The sequence below is a fragment of the Nocardia sp. NBC_00881 genome (assembly GCF_045207455.1).
GTDB lineage: Bacteria > Actinomycetota > Actinomycetes > Mycobacteriales > Mycobacteriaceae > Nocardia.
On sequence record NZ_CP108798.1, the window covers coordinates 297,838 to 311,918 of the forward strand.

General features: G+C 63.2%; 11 protein-coding genes. 10 read left to right on the forward strand and 1 reads right to left on the reverse strand.

The window, feature by feature from the left end; genetic code table 11:
- Positions 1 to 11 precede the first annotated feature (11 nt).
- The gene (locus OH799_RS00820) at positions 12 to 929 is read right to left on the reverse strand and encodes a transporter substrate-binding domain-containing protein (protein WP_406274272.1); all 918 of its coding nucleotides are present in this window, start codon (positions 927 to 929) and stop codon (positions 12 to 14) included.
- Between the two features lie 344 nt (positions 930 to 1,273).
- On the opposite strand from OH799_RS00820, the gene OH799_RS00825 reads away from it, so the two are divergent.
- The 10 genes from OH799_RS00825 (at position 1,274) to OH799_RS00870 (ending at position 14,044) form a co-directional block, all read left to right on the forward strand.
- On the forward strand, positions 1,274 to 1,948 hold the full coding sequence (locus tag OH799_RS00825; protein WP_406274275.1) for a haloacid dehalogenase type II: 675 nt from the start codon (positions 1,274 to 1,276) through the stop codon (positions 1,946 to 1,948).
- 26 nt (positions 1,949 to 1,974) lie between these two features.
- On the forward strand, positions 1,975 to 3,252 hold the full coding sequence (locus tag OH799_RS00830; protein ID WP_406274278.1) for an NAD(P)/FAD-dependent oxidoreductase: 1,278 nt from the start codon (positions 1,975 to 1,977) through the stop codon (positions 3,250 to 3,252).
- Between the two features lie 132 nt (positions 3,253 to 3,384).
- Positions 3,385 to 4,824, forward strand: a complete 1,440-nt coding sequence (locus OH799_RS00835) for an aldehyde dehydrogenase family protein (RefSeq protein ID WP_406274281.1) — start codon at positions 3,385 to 3,387, stop codon at positions 4,822 to 4,824.
- Positions 4,821 to 5,756 carry a D-2-hydroxyacid dehydrogenase gene (locus tag OH799_RS00840; protein ID WP_406274284.1) on the forward strand — a complete coding sequence of 312 codons (936 nt, stop codon included), beginning with the start codon at positions 4,821 to 4,823 and terminating at the stop codon, positions 5,754 to 5,756. The genes OH799_RS00835 and OH799_RS00840 overlap by 4 nt, the downstream gene beginning before the upstream one ends.
- A 127-nt stretch (positions 5,757 to 5,883) precedes the next feature.
- Complete coding sequence (gene aspA / locus OH799_RS00845) at positions 5,884 to 7,386, forward strand: aspartate ammonia-lyase (RefSeq protein ID WP_406274286.1); 1,503 nt, start codon at positions 5,884 to 5,886, stop codon at positions 7,384 to 7,386.
- 226 nt (positions 7,387 to 7,612) lie between these two features.
- A complete protein-coding gene (locus OH799_RS00850) occupies positions 7,613 to 7,969 on the forward strand; it encodes a hypothetical protein (RefSeq protein WP_406274289.1) in 357 nt (118 codons plus the stop codon).
- A 398-nt stretch (positions 7,970 to 8,367) separates the two neighbouring features.
- Positions 8,368 to 8,676: a hypothetical protein gene (locus OH799_RS00855; RefSeq protein ID WP_406274292.1), complete on the forward strand. Its 309-nt coding sequence runs from the start codon at positions 8,368 to 8,370 to the stop codon at positions 8,674 to 8,676.
- Positions 8,677 to 9,287: 611 nt separating this feature from the next.
- Positions 9,288 to 12,023 (forward strand): ABC transporter permease subunit, encoded by a 2,736-nt coding sequence (locus tag OH799_RS00860; protein WP_406274295.1) that lies wholly within the window; start codon positions 9,288 to 9,290, stop codon positions 12,021 to 12,023.
- Entirely contained in the window at positions 12,020 to 12,775 is a 756-nt protein-coding gene (locus OH799_RS00865) for an ABC transporter ATP-binding protein (protein WP_406274298.1), read from the forward strand. Before OH799_RS00860 ends, OH799_RS00865 begins: the two co-directional genes overlap by 4 nt.
- A 15-nt stretch (positions 12,776 to 12,790) precedes the next feature.
- Positions 12,791 to 14,044 (forward strand): ABC transporter substrate-binding protein, encoded by a 1,254-nt coding sequence (locus tag OH799_RS00870; RefSeq protein WP_406274301.1) that lies wholly within the window; start codon positions 12,791 to 12,793, stop codon positions 14,042 to 14,044.
- Positions 14,045 to 14,081: the final 37 nt, after the last annotated feature.

Consider the following 14,081-nt stretch of genomic DNA (forward strand, 5'->3'; position numbering starts at 1 on the left):
ATGGTGTTTCCCTAGTTGAGCTTGGCTTCGGTAACGCCGCCCGCGGTAAGACCCCAGTTGGACAGGGAGGCCTGGTATTCGGGGCTGTGGAGGACAGACTGGACGGCTGCCTGCAAGGCGGGAGTCAGCGGCGATCCCTTCTTGAGGGCGACGGTGACGATGTGCTCCGTGTGCGTGTCGACCTGGGGGGTGAGGACGGTGATGGCGTTGGGTTGGCGCTTTTCTGCCCACACCAGGGCCGCGGTGTCGTAGAAGACACCGTCGACCCGCTTGGAGGCCAGCTGGGTCAGCGCTTCCTGGACGTTGGGCAGGGTGATGCCATTGATCGCCGGCTTTCCTTGGGACACGCACGTCCATTCGGAGATGTTGGGTAGGTGCTTGAGCTGCGCGTTGGAGCCCTTTGTCACGGCGATGTTCTTGCCGCACAGATTGTCATTGCTCAGGCCCAGCGGGTTTCCGGCGGCAGCGGCCACGGACACCCCCGCATCGAAGTAGTCGATCATGTCCAGGACCTCGAGCCGCTCGGGTGTGGGTGACATGGACGTGGCGGTGAAGTCGTATCGGTCGCCCTCGATGCCGGGAATGATGGCGTCGAAACTGGTGTTCGCGAACTTGATCTTCAGTCCGAGCTTCTTGGCGACCAGGCGGGCGACGTCTGGGTTGAGGCCGATCGCAGTGGTGTTGTCATCGGCTAAGAAGGTGGTCGGCGGGTAGTGGAGGTCCATCGCCACCGTCAGTTCGCCCTTGTCTTTGTATGAGGCGGGCAGCAGTGCGACCGCGGCGGCGTCCGGCTGCACGCCCTCGGAGATATCGGCCGTATTCGACGTCGAGCCCGCTGCCCCATCGCTGTCGACAGTGCTACACGCACTCAGGGCAACCAGGAGGGCGAAGCCGGCCACTGCGGCCTGGAGTCTTGTTCTTGTCTTCATGGGTTTCCTTCGAATGATTCAGCGAAAGAGGGTTTGCTGAACGGTCGCGGGGGTCTCGGATTCCCGGCCGGTAGGTCTCCCGTCGCCGCAGGTGGCGGGGCATGTGTGCGAGGCATCTGCACTGTCGGCTAGACCATATCCAACCAGTCGGTTTGACAGTGCAGTGGATCACACTACCCCTCTTGCGAACTGTTGACAATTGACAATTCTGCGGCTTAGGGTCGAATCAGCAGGTCAACAGAGTCCTGAGTGAGGGTGGCGACGACCGCCCGTAACTCCGCATTCCCACGGGAACAGCAATGGTTCCCGAACTGTCCGCTGCCCCTTCGATGAAACGGATGATCATGGCAGACAAGACTTTCCGACCGGAGTACATTTCTTTCGATTGCTACGGCACACTCATCAACTTCCAGATCGTGCCCACCACCCGGGACCTGCTTGCGGGCCGGGTGCCCGAAGAACAGATGCCCGCCTTCCTTCGGGATTTCCGCAACTACCGTTACGACCAGGTGTGTGGTTCGTACTACGCGTACGAGCAGGTGCTTCAGGACGCCTACGACCGCACCTGCAAGAAATGGCACCTCGAGCTCACCGCGGACGCCGGGGCCCAGTTCGCGGCCGCCGTGCTGAACTGGGGTCCGCACGAGGACATTCCGGCTCCGCTGAAGATCATGGGTGACAACTACAAGCTGGTTATCATCTCCAACGCCGACACCAGCTTCCTCGATGTCAGTGTGCCCAAGCTCGGTGCCGACTTCCACGCCGTGTACACCGCCGAACAGGCCGGATTTTACAAGCCGCGCTACGAGGCCTTCGAATACATGGTCGAGCAGCTCGACGCCTCGCCCGAGGACTTCCTGCACGTCTCCTCGCACACGCGCTACGACCTGATGCCCGCCGATGACCTGGGGTTCACCAACAAAGTGCTGCTGGACCGCGGCTATGACCCGCACAGCCTGGCGTACAACTACACCACCGTCGATTCTCTCGATGAGCTCAACAAACTGCTCGGTCTCTGAGCCGCGGTCAAGGTGAAAGGTCAATCATGAAACTCACCCCCTATTGGCTGGATACTGCTGAGACGTCCGGCGACTACCGCCGGACACCAGTTCCCGCACAGGTCGACGTCGCCATCATCGGCGCCGGATTCACCGGGCTCTCGGCGGCGGTCGAGTTCGCTACGCAAGGTGCGAGTGTTGCTGTTCTCGAACGGCATACTGTGGGTTGGGGTGCATCTGGCCGCAACGGTGGGATGGCGACCACGGGATTGGCGATCAGCTTCCACAGGGCGGTGAAGCGGTACGGGGGCACCCGCGCCGTGGAAATGTTCCGGGAATACAACGATGCCATCGACACCATCGAGAAATTGGTGCAGAACTATGGCATCGACTGCGACTTCCAGCGGTTCGGGAAGCTCTCGTTGGCCTTTCATCCCTCCCACTACGAGGGAATGCTGAAGTCGCAGGAGCAATTGGCCGCCCTGGCCGACCACGAGGTCATCACCATCCCGAAGTCCGAGATTCACAGCGAGATCGGTACCGATTTCTATCACGGAGCGATGCTCGATCCGCTGGGAGCCGGACTGCACGTCGGGAAGTTCGTGCACGGCTTGGCCGGGGCGGCCGATGCCGCGGGTGCTGTTGTCTGCGAAAACGCAGCGGTCACCGAACTGCACAAGGTCTCGGGAACCGTTCACGATGTGCACACCACCCGCGGGGTCGTCCGAGCGAAGCAGGTGCTGGTGGCTACCAGTGGCTACACGGGCGCCGTCACGCCCTGGCTGCAGCGGCGCGTGATTCCGGTGGGCAGTTTCATCATCGTCACCGAACCGCTGCCGGACGAGGTGGTCGACCGCGTTCTGCCGAACCGGCGACAGTCCTCGGACAGCAAGATGCTGACCTACTACTTCCGCATCACCCCGGACAACCGACTGCTGTTCGGCGGTCGCGCCCGCTTCGCGCTCTCCAGCCCGGATTCGGATGTCAAGAGCGGCAAGATTCTTCGCAAGGCGATGATCGAGCTGTTCCCGTACCTGTCGAACGCCAAGGTGGATTACACCTGGGGTGGACTGGTCGATCTGTCGATGGACCAGATGGTCCATGCCGGCGTTCACGACGGAGTGTTCTATTCCCTCTGTTACAGCGGCCACGGCGTCCAGATGGCGGCCCACATGGGAAAGAAGATGGTCCGCTACATGGGCGGCGACAAAACCGCAAACGTTTGGGAAGACCTGAAGAATCCCCCCGTCCCGGGACACTTCGGGCCCCCGTGGTTCCTGCCGATCATCGGCGGCGCCGCGAAGATCATCGACCGCATCAAATAGGTAGAGGTAGGCAATCTCATGGTTCCGTCTTCAAGCGCCGTCGACTCGCGTCCGAAAACAAGCGACAGTCGGTCAGGGATTGCCACTCTGCCCGGAGGGGCCTTTCTCGAAGGCCGCTGGCAGTCCACCGAGATGACCCTGGACGTGCGCGATCCCGAGGATGGGTTCCTGCTCAGCCGGGTGTGCACCTCGACGGCGCAGGACGTACGGCGCGCTATCGCGTACATCCACCGTCACCTACAGGTCGACCCATGGCCGCTGCGCCTGCGCCGGCAGGCGCTGGAAAAGGCAACTCGACTGCTCGACGAGCAGTCCGCGCGGTTCGCCACCATCATCGCCGCCGAAAGCAGCAAGACCATCACCGAGGCAGAGCGTGAGGTCGTCCGCTGCATCGAGACGCTGCGGCTCTCGGCTGCCGCGTCCAGTGAGCTGTCCGGATCGACCCTGGACTTCGATGACAGCACCGCGGCCGGGAACAAGATCGGCTGGTACAGCCGCAAACCGGTGGGAATCGTCGCGGCGATCACACCGTTCAACGATCCCCTCAACCTGGTCGCGCACAAGCTGGGCCCGGCCCTGATCGCCGGCAACGGTGTCGTACTCAAGCCCTCCGAGCGGACCCCGCTGAGCGGGCTGGCCCTTGTCCAGCTGCTGCTCGAGGCGGGAGTCCCGTCGGGACGGATCGCCGCGATCGTCGGCGGTCCCGGTGTGGCCGAAGCGCTCGTGACCGACGACCAGATCGACCTGATCTCCTTCACCGGCGGTCCCCGGACCGCCGAACGGATCGCCGCCGCCGCCGGCGCCAAGAAGATCCTCTCCGAACTCGGCGGCAACAACGCCACGATCGTCTGCGCCGACGCCGACCCGGTCTACGCCTCCCGCGCGATCGTCGCCGGAGCATTCGGGGTCGCCGGCCAGAACTGCCTTTCGGTGCAACGCGTGTACGTGCACACATCGCTCTTCCAGCGGGTCCTCGCGGAGGTCACCCGCGGCACCCAGGCACTCCGCACGGGGCCGAAGTTCGACCGCCGCACCGACGTTGGGCCGCTCATTTCCGAGGCCGAGGCCCGGCGCGTCGAGGAATGGGTGGATGAGGCCACCGCTGCGGGGGCGTCGGTCCACGTGGGAGGCCAGCGACGGAACGCCTTCTACGAACCCACCGTCCTGACCGACGTGCCGACGGAGTGCCGGGTTATCCGCGACGAAGTGTTCGGTCCGGTCGTGACCATCCTGCCGTTCGTCGAGGTCTCCGACGCCGTCCACGCCGCCAACAACTCCGAGTTCGGACTCCAAGCAGGTATCTTCACCCAATCGATAGAGCTCGCCCTGACCATCGCCGACAAACTGCACGTCGGCGCCGTGGTCATCAACGAGACCAGCGACGTCCGCATCGATTCGATGCCGTTCGGCGGCTGCAAGAAATCCGGCGTCGGCCGCGAAGGGGTGCGGTACGCCGTGCATGCGATGACCGAACCCAAGAACACCATTGTCAACCTCGGAGAATCGGGGGCGCTCTGGCAACTGCTGGGCGGCCTGCCAGAGTCGGCCGTCAAGCCATCACCGGTGTCATGACGACGGCTGCGGAACGCACCCGGCCCGTCGTCGCGGTCCTCTACCGAGAGGCGACCAAAGCCGACGGTCTGGCCACCGCGCTCGACGGCGCGAACGTGTTATACCAATGGCACTCGTTCTCGCCGGCCTTGCGGCAGAACTGGGATGCCGCCGCCTCCCTGCAGTGGGTCCATGTCTCCGCGGCGGGGGTGAGCCAACTCCTGTTCGACGACCTGATCGGCAGCAACATTGTCTACACCAACTCCCGGGGCGTCCTGAGCCGGGCCATCGCCGAATTCGCGCTCGGATTCGTTTTGGACATGGCCAAAGGCGCGCAGACGTCATTCCGGCTGCAGCGACAACACCGCTGGCAACACCGAGTCACTCGCAAGCTCCAGGGGCAAACCGCGCTGGTGGTAGGCACCGGTTCCATCGGCCGCGAAATCGCCCGTCTCTTCCATGCTGTGGGCATAAAGGTCAGCGGCGCCGCCCGCTCCAGCCGGCCCGGTGATGACGATTTCGCCCAGATCCACTCCTCCCGGGACCTGGCGAGGATGGTCCATGACTACGACTACGTCGTGCTCGCAGCGCCGCTGACCAATCAGACGAGGGGATTGGTCAGCGGCGAAGTGCTATCCGCGATGAAGGGGTCCGCACGCCTCATCAACGTCGGACGCGGGGAACTTGTTCATACCGGCGCCCTGACCGAGGCGTTGGAATCGGGTTCGATCGCCGGCGCTGCCCTTGATGTCGTGGACCCCGAGCCTTTGCCCGACGAACACCCGTTATGGGGCATGGACAATGTCATCATCACCCCCCACATGAGCGGGGACACCGACAATTATCTCGATGACCTCAGCAAATTGTTCGTCGACAATCTGAAACGATTCCGCGATCGCGAACCACTACACAATGTCGTAGACAAGGCGCTCGGATTCGTTCCCAATACTTGAATCCGCCGCATTCCGCGGCCCGGGAGCAGCGCCACAACGGTCGCGGGCTGCCGGGCAGGCCGGGAGATCATCCCACCTACAACATCCGTTCACTCACCCCAGACCACCATCGCGAGAACCGAGAGCAATGGCACAGATGACCGAACCGTCCCTGTTGGAAGCCAATGGAGGCAGGATCGAGACAGACTTCATGGGTGCCCGGGAAGTCCCGGCCGCGGCCTACTGGGGCATCCAGACACTGCGCGCAATAGAGAATTTCGCGATCACCGGTACCGAAATCTCCTCGTATCCACTGCTCGTCAAGGCATTCGCCCAGATCAAGCATGCAGCAGTACTGGCAAACTTCGATCTGGGCTTGATCGACGCGGTAAAAAAGGACGCCATCAGCCAGGCCTGTCAGGACATCGAACAAGGCCGACTGCTGGACCAATTCGTAGTCGACGTAATCCAGGGTGGCGCCGGCACCTCGACGAACATGAACGCCAACGAGGTCATCGCCAACCGTGCACTGGAGATCCTCGGATTCGACAAGGGCGAGTACTCCAGGATTCACCCCAACGGGGACGTGAATATGGGGCAGTCCACCAACGACGTATATCCCACCGCGATCAAGATCGCGACCATCCAAGCCACCCAAGAGTTGTTGGCCGGCATGGGTCATCTGCGCCTGGTCTTGGCGCGCAAAGCCCGCGAGTTCGATGATGTGGTGAAAGTCGGTAGAACCCAGCTGCAGGATGCCGTGCCCATGACCCTCGGCCAAGAGTTCAGCACCTATGCGGTGATGGTTGGCGAGGACGAACGCCGAATTTGCGAAGCTCTGGTTCACCTACACGAGATCAATCTGGGGGCAACTGCCATCGGCACCGGCCTCAACACTCATCCACAGTATGCCGCCCGAGCCTGCACTCACCTGCAACGCATCACCGGGCTGCCGCTGGTGACGGCCGGCAACCTCGTGGAAGCGACCCAGGACTGCGGGGCCTTCGTGCTGTTCTCCGGGATGCTGAAACGCGTTGCGGTGAAACTGTCGAAGATCTGCAACGACTTGCGGCTGCTGTCCTCCGGACCCAGGGCCGGCTTCGCCGAGATCAACCTTCCCCCACGACAGGCGGGATCGAGCATCATGCCCGGAAAGGTCAACCCGGTCATCCCGGAAGTGGTCAACCAGGTGGCCTTCGAGGTCATCGGCTATGACCTCACCGTCACTATGGCGGCCGAGGCCGGACAGTTACAGCTGAATGCCTTCGAACCGATCATTGCACGCTCACTGTTCGCCAGCCTGGCCTCTCTGACCGCGGCATGCACCAGCTTGGCCGACCGCTGCATCGACGGGATCACCGCCAACAAGGAATTCCTGCGCTCCCAGGTCGAAGCGAGCATCGGAGTCGTCACCGTCCTCAACCCGCTGATCGGCTACGACGCAGCAGCGTCCATTGCCCGCCAGGCTCTGACCGACGGTCGCAGCGTCACCTCCCTGGTGCTCGAAAGGGGACTGCTCACCGCCACTGAGCTCGACGAAATTCTGCGCCCCGAGCGCCTGGCCAATCCACAAGCCCACACCACGGAACGGATGCCTACTGCGGTCGCGGTGCCAGGTCCTGACTCTGTCGGAGCACCGCTTGACCGCTGACGGCCGAGCGGTAGTGGACTCCGCGTCATGATTCCCGACACCAGACTCACGATCATGCCCACCGAACCCTGCAGATATGACGCTCGAGCCGATCACCCCGTCCGGCCAGCCTCGACCCAGAACCGCACTGTTGAACAGAGAACCAATGTCTATACCCGACAATGGGGCACACCCGAGGAGGAGCCCAGATCGACCGGGCCACATGGTACCGGGCGGATTCGATCCGGTGGAGTCAGATATTCGGCGTTACCGCCGACGGCGCGAACGACAACGAGAAGCCGAACGCCACCGCCCGAAACAGCTCAGCAAACAGGAAAAAGAAGTAGAGGACATTCTTGCTTTCGCCCGCATCTGGGCACCATTCGGCGGTGTCCCGGAGGAGGAGACCTTTATCAAATTCGGCATCTGTACGATGCGGTTCATCGAAAGACTCTGGCAAATTATCACCGAGATGTCCGGTGACAAATCCGAATTGGCCGAACTGCGGCAAGCCTACCCGCCTTATGCGGTGGCGGTGACGGCTCCTGACACCGTCGCTCCCACGATCTCTGACGGACAAACAATGCCGGACTGCGCGCCATGATTCCCGCCGCCGAACACCGAAGAATAGATTTACAGGTCGAGCAGTCCTACACCATCGACGAATGCCTCGATTCGCTATCCTCTGGGCGCCGATCGGGGTCCGCCTGTGATGGAGACGCACGCGGGTGGTGTCGTTTGGGGCATGGATCCCGATCAGGGCCGCGTTGATCGAGTAGTTCATCGATCGACGAGATCAAATCGCGTGCACTACCTCTGCACTGACCAACCTGGCGAGGAAGTCCGCTGGCACCTCCGGCCATTCGGGTCGCCAGCGCTCGTTCTGCTGGTGCCGCGGTAGAGGGTGACATCGGCGTGTCCGGTAGCGCGGTAAAGAACCTCGTGAAGGCGAGATCTGCGATGTGATCTGCCTACCGAGCGCGAATCGCAGATGATTGCTTGATGGCCATGACTATTTTTGTCACCGACGAATACGCCTGGACTGCATCCTTCGGCCTGTTCGAGTGGGTGGTCGAGTTCCTGATCGAACACGTCGCCGATCAGGACGCCAAGGCGGAATTCGTGACTGTTCTCCGCGACCACCATGGATCCATCGACTTGCGGATAGTGCCTGCTGAGACGAGGCGGGAAATTCTGCGGTTGCTACGCGAAGACCTGGTTCCCGCGATCGTCTCCCGCTTCGAATCCGACCCGCTGACTCGCGGCCACCTCGAGACTCTGACTCTGATAGCCCGAGACATCGAAGAATAGGCGGCACCTTCAAGTCCCGTGGGCGGCCGGCGTCAGCGACGTGAGGCACGGTCTCAGTCACCTCGTGTGCCAGGTGTCGAGCGCCGTTGCACCGTCCGCGTACGACTGTTCGCTTCGCTGGACCACGTTGTCCAGATTGTTTAGTGATTTGGATAACTGTTCAAAATTCGGCTGTCCACGATGGCTCTATTGACAAGGGTTGCCGAGGTTCGGCCGTGTCAGAATATCGACTCAGACCAAATTGAAACGGCTGCGAAAAGGTGACACATTGTTCGACCCGGGTTTCGCAGTGGTGGATCGAGTTTTGCCTCCGCGATGGACATCTAGGCTGATCATGACAACCGGCCGAGGTGACTTCGCCAGTACCCACCCGGGCTCGGGTTACCGCCGATGCGGTACTGGCGGCGATTACCGCAGGGTCGCGGATGGCGAACGTCCGATATGTGCCCGACCGGTCCTGTCGAGATCAGGGGTATAGCTGTGAATGACTCCTTGAATCGGGGCGGCTGTACAAATAGCTACCTATTTTGCCGAAGCCCGCATCGGTGCATGAATGCCAATGCTCGTTACCTTTTCGACCTCCCAGGTAGCGGCAGCACGGAGGCCTACCCGTGACCGACCATCTTCAGTTCCTTCTTCTCGGTCTTGGCGGCGGCGCCGTCTTCGCCGCCATCGCACTAGCGCTCGTTGTGATCTACCGCAGCTCCGGTGTCGTCCACTTCGCCACCGGTTCCGTCGCGCTCTGCACCGCCTACACGTATGCCTTTCTCCGCCAGGGGAAGCTGCTGGTCTTGGTGCCTGGGCTGCCGAGGAGCATCGAGATAGGTGGTGATCCCGGATTCTGGGCTGCCGTATCGATTTCGCTGATGATCGCCGCAGCGCTCGGGGGTCTGTTGTACCTGCTGGTTTTTCGGCCCTTGCGCACCGCGCCACCGGTGGCCCGCACGGTCGCCTCGATCGGCCTGATGCTGGCTTTCACCGCGCTCGCGGTCCAGAGGATAGGCACGGCACCAATTGGAGTGAAGCCTATATTCCCCACGGGCAGTTGGAGTTTCGGCGATATGCAACTTCCCCGGGACCGCGTCTGGTTTACAGTGACGATTCTGGCGGTGGCGGGAGTGCTGGCCGTGTTATATCGATCCAGCTCTTTCGGCCTCGCCACCCGGGCGGTGGCTCAGAGCGAGAAAGGCGCCTATGTCAGTGGGCTGTCGCCGGACCGTATTGCCGCGTACAACTGGATGATCGGCACGGCGGTCGCCGGACTGTCGGGCATCCTGATCGCCCCGATCGTGCCGCTCGCCCCGACGTCGTACACCCTGTTCATCGTTCCGGCGCTTGCCGCCGCCATCCTGGGCCGGTTCTCGTCCGTGGTCGGCGCGGTAACGGCCGGCTTGGTGATAGGAATGCTGCAGTCCGAGGCTCAGTTTCTGACAGGGCAGTACGGCTGGCTGCCGTCGAGCGGACTGGTCGAGCTGATCCCGCTGCTGTTGATTGTGCTGTTGCTGGTTGTGCGGGCGCGTGAACTACCGATACGCGGCGCGCAATCGACCGCAACACTCGGCCGTGCACCGAGGCCCAATCACCTATTCTTGTGCACGGTCTCTGCCGGGCCGGCCGCACTCGGCGCGCTGGTCACTCTTGGCGGCGAATGGCGTGCCAGCTTGATCGCCTCGCTGATCTTCTCCGTCATCGCGCTCTCGGTGGTCGTCGTGACCGGTTTCGCGGGCCAGGTGTCCCTCGCTCAGTTGGCGCTCGCCGGCGCGGCTGGGTTCCTGCTCGGCCCGGTCACCGCCAACTGGGGTATTCCGTTCCCGTTCGTGCCGCTGTCGGCGGCGGCGGGCGCGGCGCTGCTCGGAGCCGTTGTCGGCCTGCCCGCGCTGCGGGTGCGTGGCTTCACGGTAGCGGTGGCGACACTTGCCCTGGCTTATGCGCTCGAGGCGGTATGGTTCCGCAACAGCGACTTCGTCAGCTCCAGCGGCGTGCGTGTCCCGTCGCCCCGGCTGTTCGACTACGACCTCGGGATCGGCTCCGGTGCCGAGTATCCGCGGCTTCCCTTCGGCGTTCTGTGTCTGACCGTGCTGGTCGTTGTGTGCATAGCGGTAGCGCAGCTTCGGCGCAGCCGGTTTGGCGCTCGCATGCTTGCTGTGCGCGCCAACGAACGCTCGGCCGCGGCCTCCGGCATCAACGTGGTCCGCACCAAACTCGTCGCCTTTGCCATCGGCGGTTTCATCGCGGGTCTGGGTGGTTGCCTGATGGCCTACCAGCAGACGTCGGTGTCGTTCGAACCGTTCGCCGCGCTGACCGGGCTCACCGTGTTCGCAACGGTCTACCTGGCCGGTGTCACCTCGGTATCAGGTGGTGTGCTGGCCGGACTGCTGAGTGTGGGTGGCCCCGCATTCCTGGCGCTGGAGAAGGTGCTCGGCGGCGCCGACTGGTATCAGGTGGCTGCTGGTGCCGGCGTGGTGTTGACCGTGCTGCTCAACCCGGAAGGCCTTGTCGGCCCGGTGCACCAGACAATCGCGCGTCTGAACAATCGGACGCTCGCCCCCGTCAGGAAAGGTTCTGCATGCGTCCCGGACTACCCTGACCCCGATACAGGGCCGATGACGATCGCTGACGACACGGCGCTCTCCGTGCGAGGCGTCACGGTCCACTACGGCGGTGTGGTCGCCGTCGATGCGGTCGATCTCATCGTGCCGCGCGGCGCGATCGTCGGGCTGATCGGCCCCAACGGCGCCGGCAAGACCACCCTCATCGACGCGATCAGCGGCTTCACACCAGCTATCGGCGTGATGACCATAGGCGACAAGCGGATCGACCGGCTGCCCGCCTTCGAACGGATTCGGACCGGCCTCGGTCGAACCTTCCAGGCCACTGAACTCTACGACGATCTCAGCGTCCGGGAGAACGCCCTGGTCGGCTTGACCGCACGCGGTCGCGGCGCAGGGGGACAGGCCGAACTCGACGAAGTCTTCGATCTGCTCGGCCTCACCGAACTCGGCGATGTCCCGGTCGGCCAACTCTCGCACGGAATGCGTCAACTCGTCTCCATTGCCCGGGCGCTCGCCGGTCGGCCGTACGTGCTGCTGCTCGACGAACCTGCCGGCGGGCTCGACACCACCGAAAGTCGTTGGCTCGCAAAACGATTACGGGATATTCGGGGCAGCGGAGTGAGCATTCTCCTGGTCGAGCACGACATGAGTCTGGTCCTAGGCCTATGCGACCGGATCCATGTGCTGAACTTCGGCCGCACCCTCATCACTGGCACTCCTGCACAGATCCATCGTGACCGCGCCGTCGCCGAGGCATATCTCGGCAGCGCACACGCCGACGAGGCGACGGCATGACGTTGCAGTGCCGCGAACTGATCGCCGGACACGGCCGAATCCCGGTGGTGCGCGGCATCAACATAGAACTCTATGCCGGCGAGGTACTAGCCGTGCTCGGGCCCAATGGTGCGGGCAAGACTACTCTCCTATCGACCCTGGCCGGCCTGCTGCCGCGCCTCGCCGGTCACGTACGGCTGGACGGGCAGACGCTGCCCAGCGGCAAGCCGGCCCGGGCCAACCGCGCGGGCATCGTCTTGGTTCCCGATGACCGGGCATTATTCGCCGGACTGACAGTCGCCGACAATCTCCGCATCGCTCGGCGCCGCAGCGGACCGCCGCTCGACCAGATCATCGGCCTGTTTCCCGCGCTCGAGACTCGGTGGTCTGTTGCGGCCGCAGCGTTATCCGGCGGCGAACAGCAGATGCTTGCATTGGCCCGGGCCCTGGTGCAGGAACCAAAAGTGCTGCTTATCGACGAGATGAGCACGGGGCTGGCCCCGGTCATCGTCGAGAACATGCTGCCAGCGGTGCGGCGTATCGCCGAGGAGACCGGAACCAGAGTGGTGATGGTCGAACAGCATGTCCGGCTGGCGCTCGAGATCGCCGACGAGGCACTGGTCCTCGTGCACGGCGACGTCACCTTCCGCGGTGCCGCCGCGACACTGGCCCGCGATCCAGGCCGGATCGAGGCCGCCTACCTCGGTGGCATGGATCCCGGACCCGTTCCATCAGCCGCAGCCCAGCCATCCCGAACCCGAAACATCAACTAAGGAAAGAAGATCAAGATGTTCACCATTCGAACTGAACAGTGGGCGATGCTGCCGTGTGCCGCGCTGGCCGTCGCGCTCGCGGTGACCGGCTGCTCCAGCTATTCGACTACCTCGACGGTAGATGAATCCGCACTCGGCATACCGAACAAGGCCGCCGGCGCACCGATCAAGATCGCCTTCAGCTCCGAGGGGAAGGCGGCCCAGTTCGACACGACCCCAGAGATCGAGGCAGCCAAGGCGGCCGCGTCGTACGTCAACGACTACCTGGGCGGGATCAACGGCCGACCGATCGAAATCAACCTGGTCTGCGAAAACCAAGGCCAGCCCGGCCGGACACGTGACTGTGCCAACAAGTTCGTGCAGTCCGATGCCGTCGCATTGGTAAGCGGACCGACCATATTCATGGACACCACCCTCGAGGTCACCAGCACTGCCGGATTGGCGTACTTCAATCTCGGCTCCACTGCGGGGGCATTCGGTTCGCCGAATTCGTATGTGATGACGAACACCCTCGGCGCCGTGGTCGCGGTGCCGGCCACCTACGCGAAGGAGCACAACATCCAGCGCGTGGCAATTCTGACCATGGATGTGCCCAGCTCCGTTGAACCCCTGCGCCAGATCGGCGCAATGGTGTACGGCAATGCCGGAGTCACGCCCGATATCGTTCCGGTGCCGCCTGGCACACCGGATCAGACCCCGCAGGTCCAGGCCGCGCTGAACAACCATGCACAGATGTTCCATGTCCTGGGCGATCCGGCTTTCTGCACCAGCGCACTCAAAGCGATGCGTACGCTGAAGGTCGAGCAGCCGATAGCTGTGATCGGCCAGTGCATCGGTGATGAGACCACAGCTGCGCAAATCCCTGGCGGTTATGCCGATCTGCTCGTCGCGCCGCAGTCTGCGACCGACCCGAGCGCCCAGGACACCAAGATTTACGACGCGGTCATCGACAAGTACACCGATGGCAAGCTCAAGACCGCTACCGCGCCCACCGGCTATCAGGCCGTCCTCGGCTTCGCCCGCGCCATGACCGGATTCCAGGGCGAGGCGACGCGCCAGAACATCACCGCATACCTGGGTGCGATGCCCTCGCCGCAGCCGATGCCGCTCGGTGCGGGGATCACTTTCCAGTGCGGCAGCAAGGTCGTCGCCATCGCGCCGAATATCTGCGCGAAGGAGGGTCTGCTGGGAACAGCCGAGGAAGACGGCACCGTGGTCGACATCAAGGCGGTTGACGTGACCGGGCTGCTGAAGCCGCCCGTCGCGTAACGGGCTGAGACAAACGGAATTCGAAGATAAAATTGGG

Bases quoted from the DNA above. Each gene is read 5' to 3' on its own strand.
- OH799_RS00865 (WP_406274298.1), top strand. From the start codon at position 12,020: ATGACGTTGCAGTGCCGCGAACTGATCGCCGGACACGGCCGAATCCCG.
- OH799_RS00825 (WP_406274275.1), top strand. From the start codon at position 1,274: ATGGCAGACAAGACTTTCCGACCGGAGTACATTTCTTTCGATTGCTAC.
- OH799_RS00820 (WP_406274272.1), bottom strand. From the start codon at position 929: ATGAAGACAAGAACAAGACTCCAGGCCGCAGTGGCCGGCTTCGCCCTC.
- OH799_RS00835 (WP_406274281.1), top strand. From the start codon at position 3,385: ATGACCCTGGACGTGCGCGATCCCGAGGATGGGTTCCTGCTCAGCCGG.
- OH799_RS00830 (WP_406274278.1), top strand. From the start codon at position 1,975: ATGAAACTCACCCCCTATTGGCTGGATACTGCTGAGACGTCCGGCGAC.
- OH799_RS00870 (WP_406274301.1), top strand. From the start codon at position 12,791: ATGTTCACCATTCGAACTGAACAGTGGGCGATGCTGCCGTGTGCCGCG.
- aspA (WP_406274286.1), top strand. From the start codon at position 5,884: ATGGCACAGATGACCGAACCGTCCCTGTTGGAAGCCAATGGAGGCAGG.
- OH799_RS00840 (WP_406274284.1), top strand. From the start codon at position 4,821: ATGACGACGGCTGCGGAACGCACCCGGCCCGTCGTCGCGGTCCTCTAC.
- OH799_RS00855 (WP_406274292.1), top strand. From the start codon at position 8,368: ATGGCCATGACTATTTTTGTCACCGACGAATACGCCTGGACTGCATCC.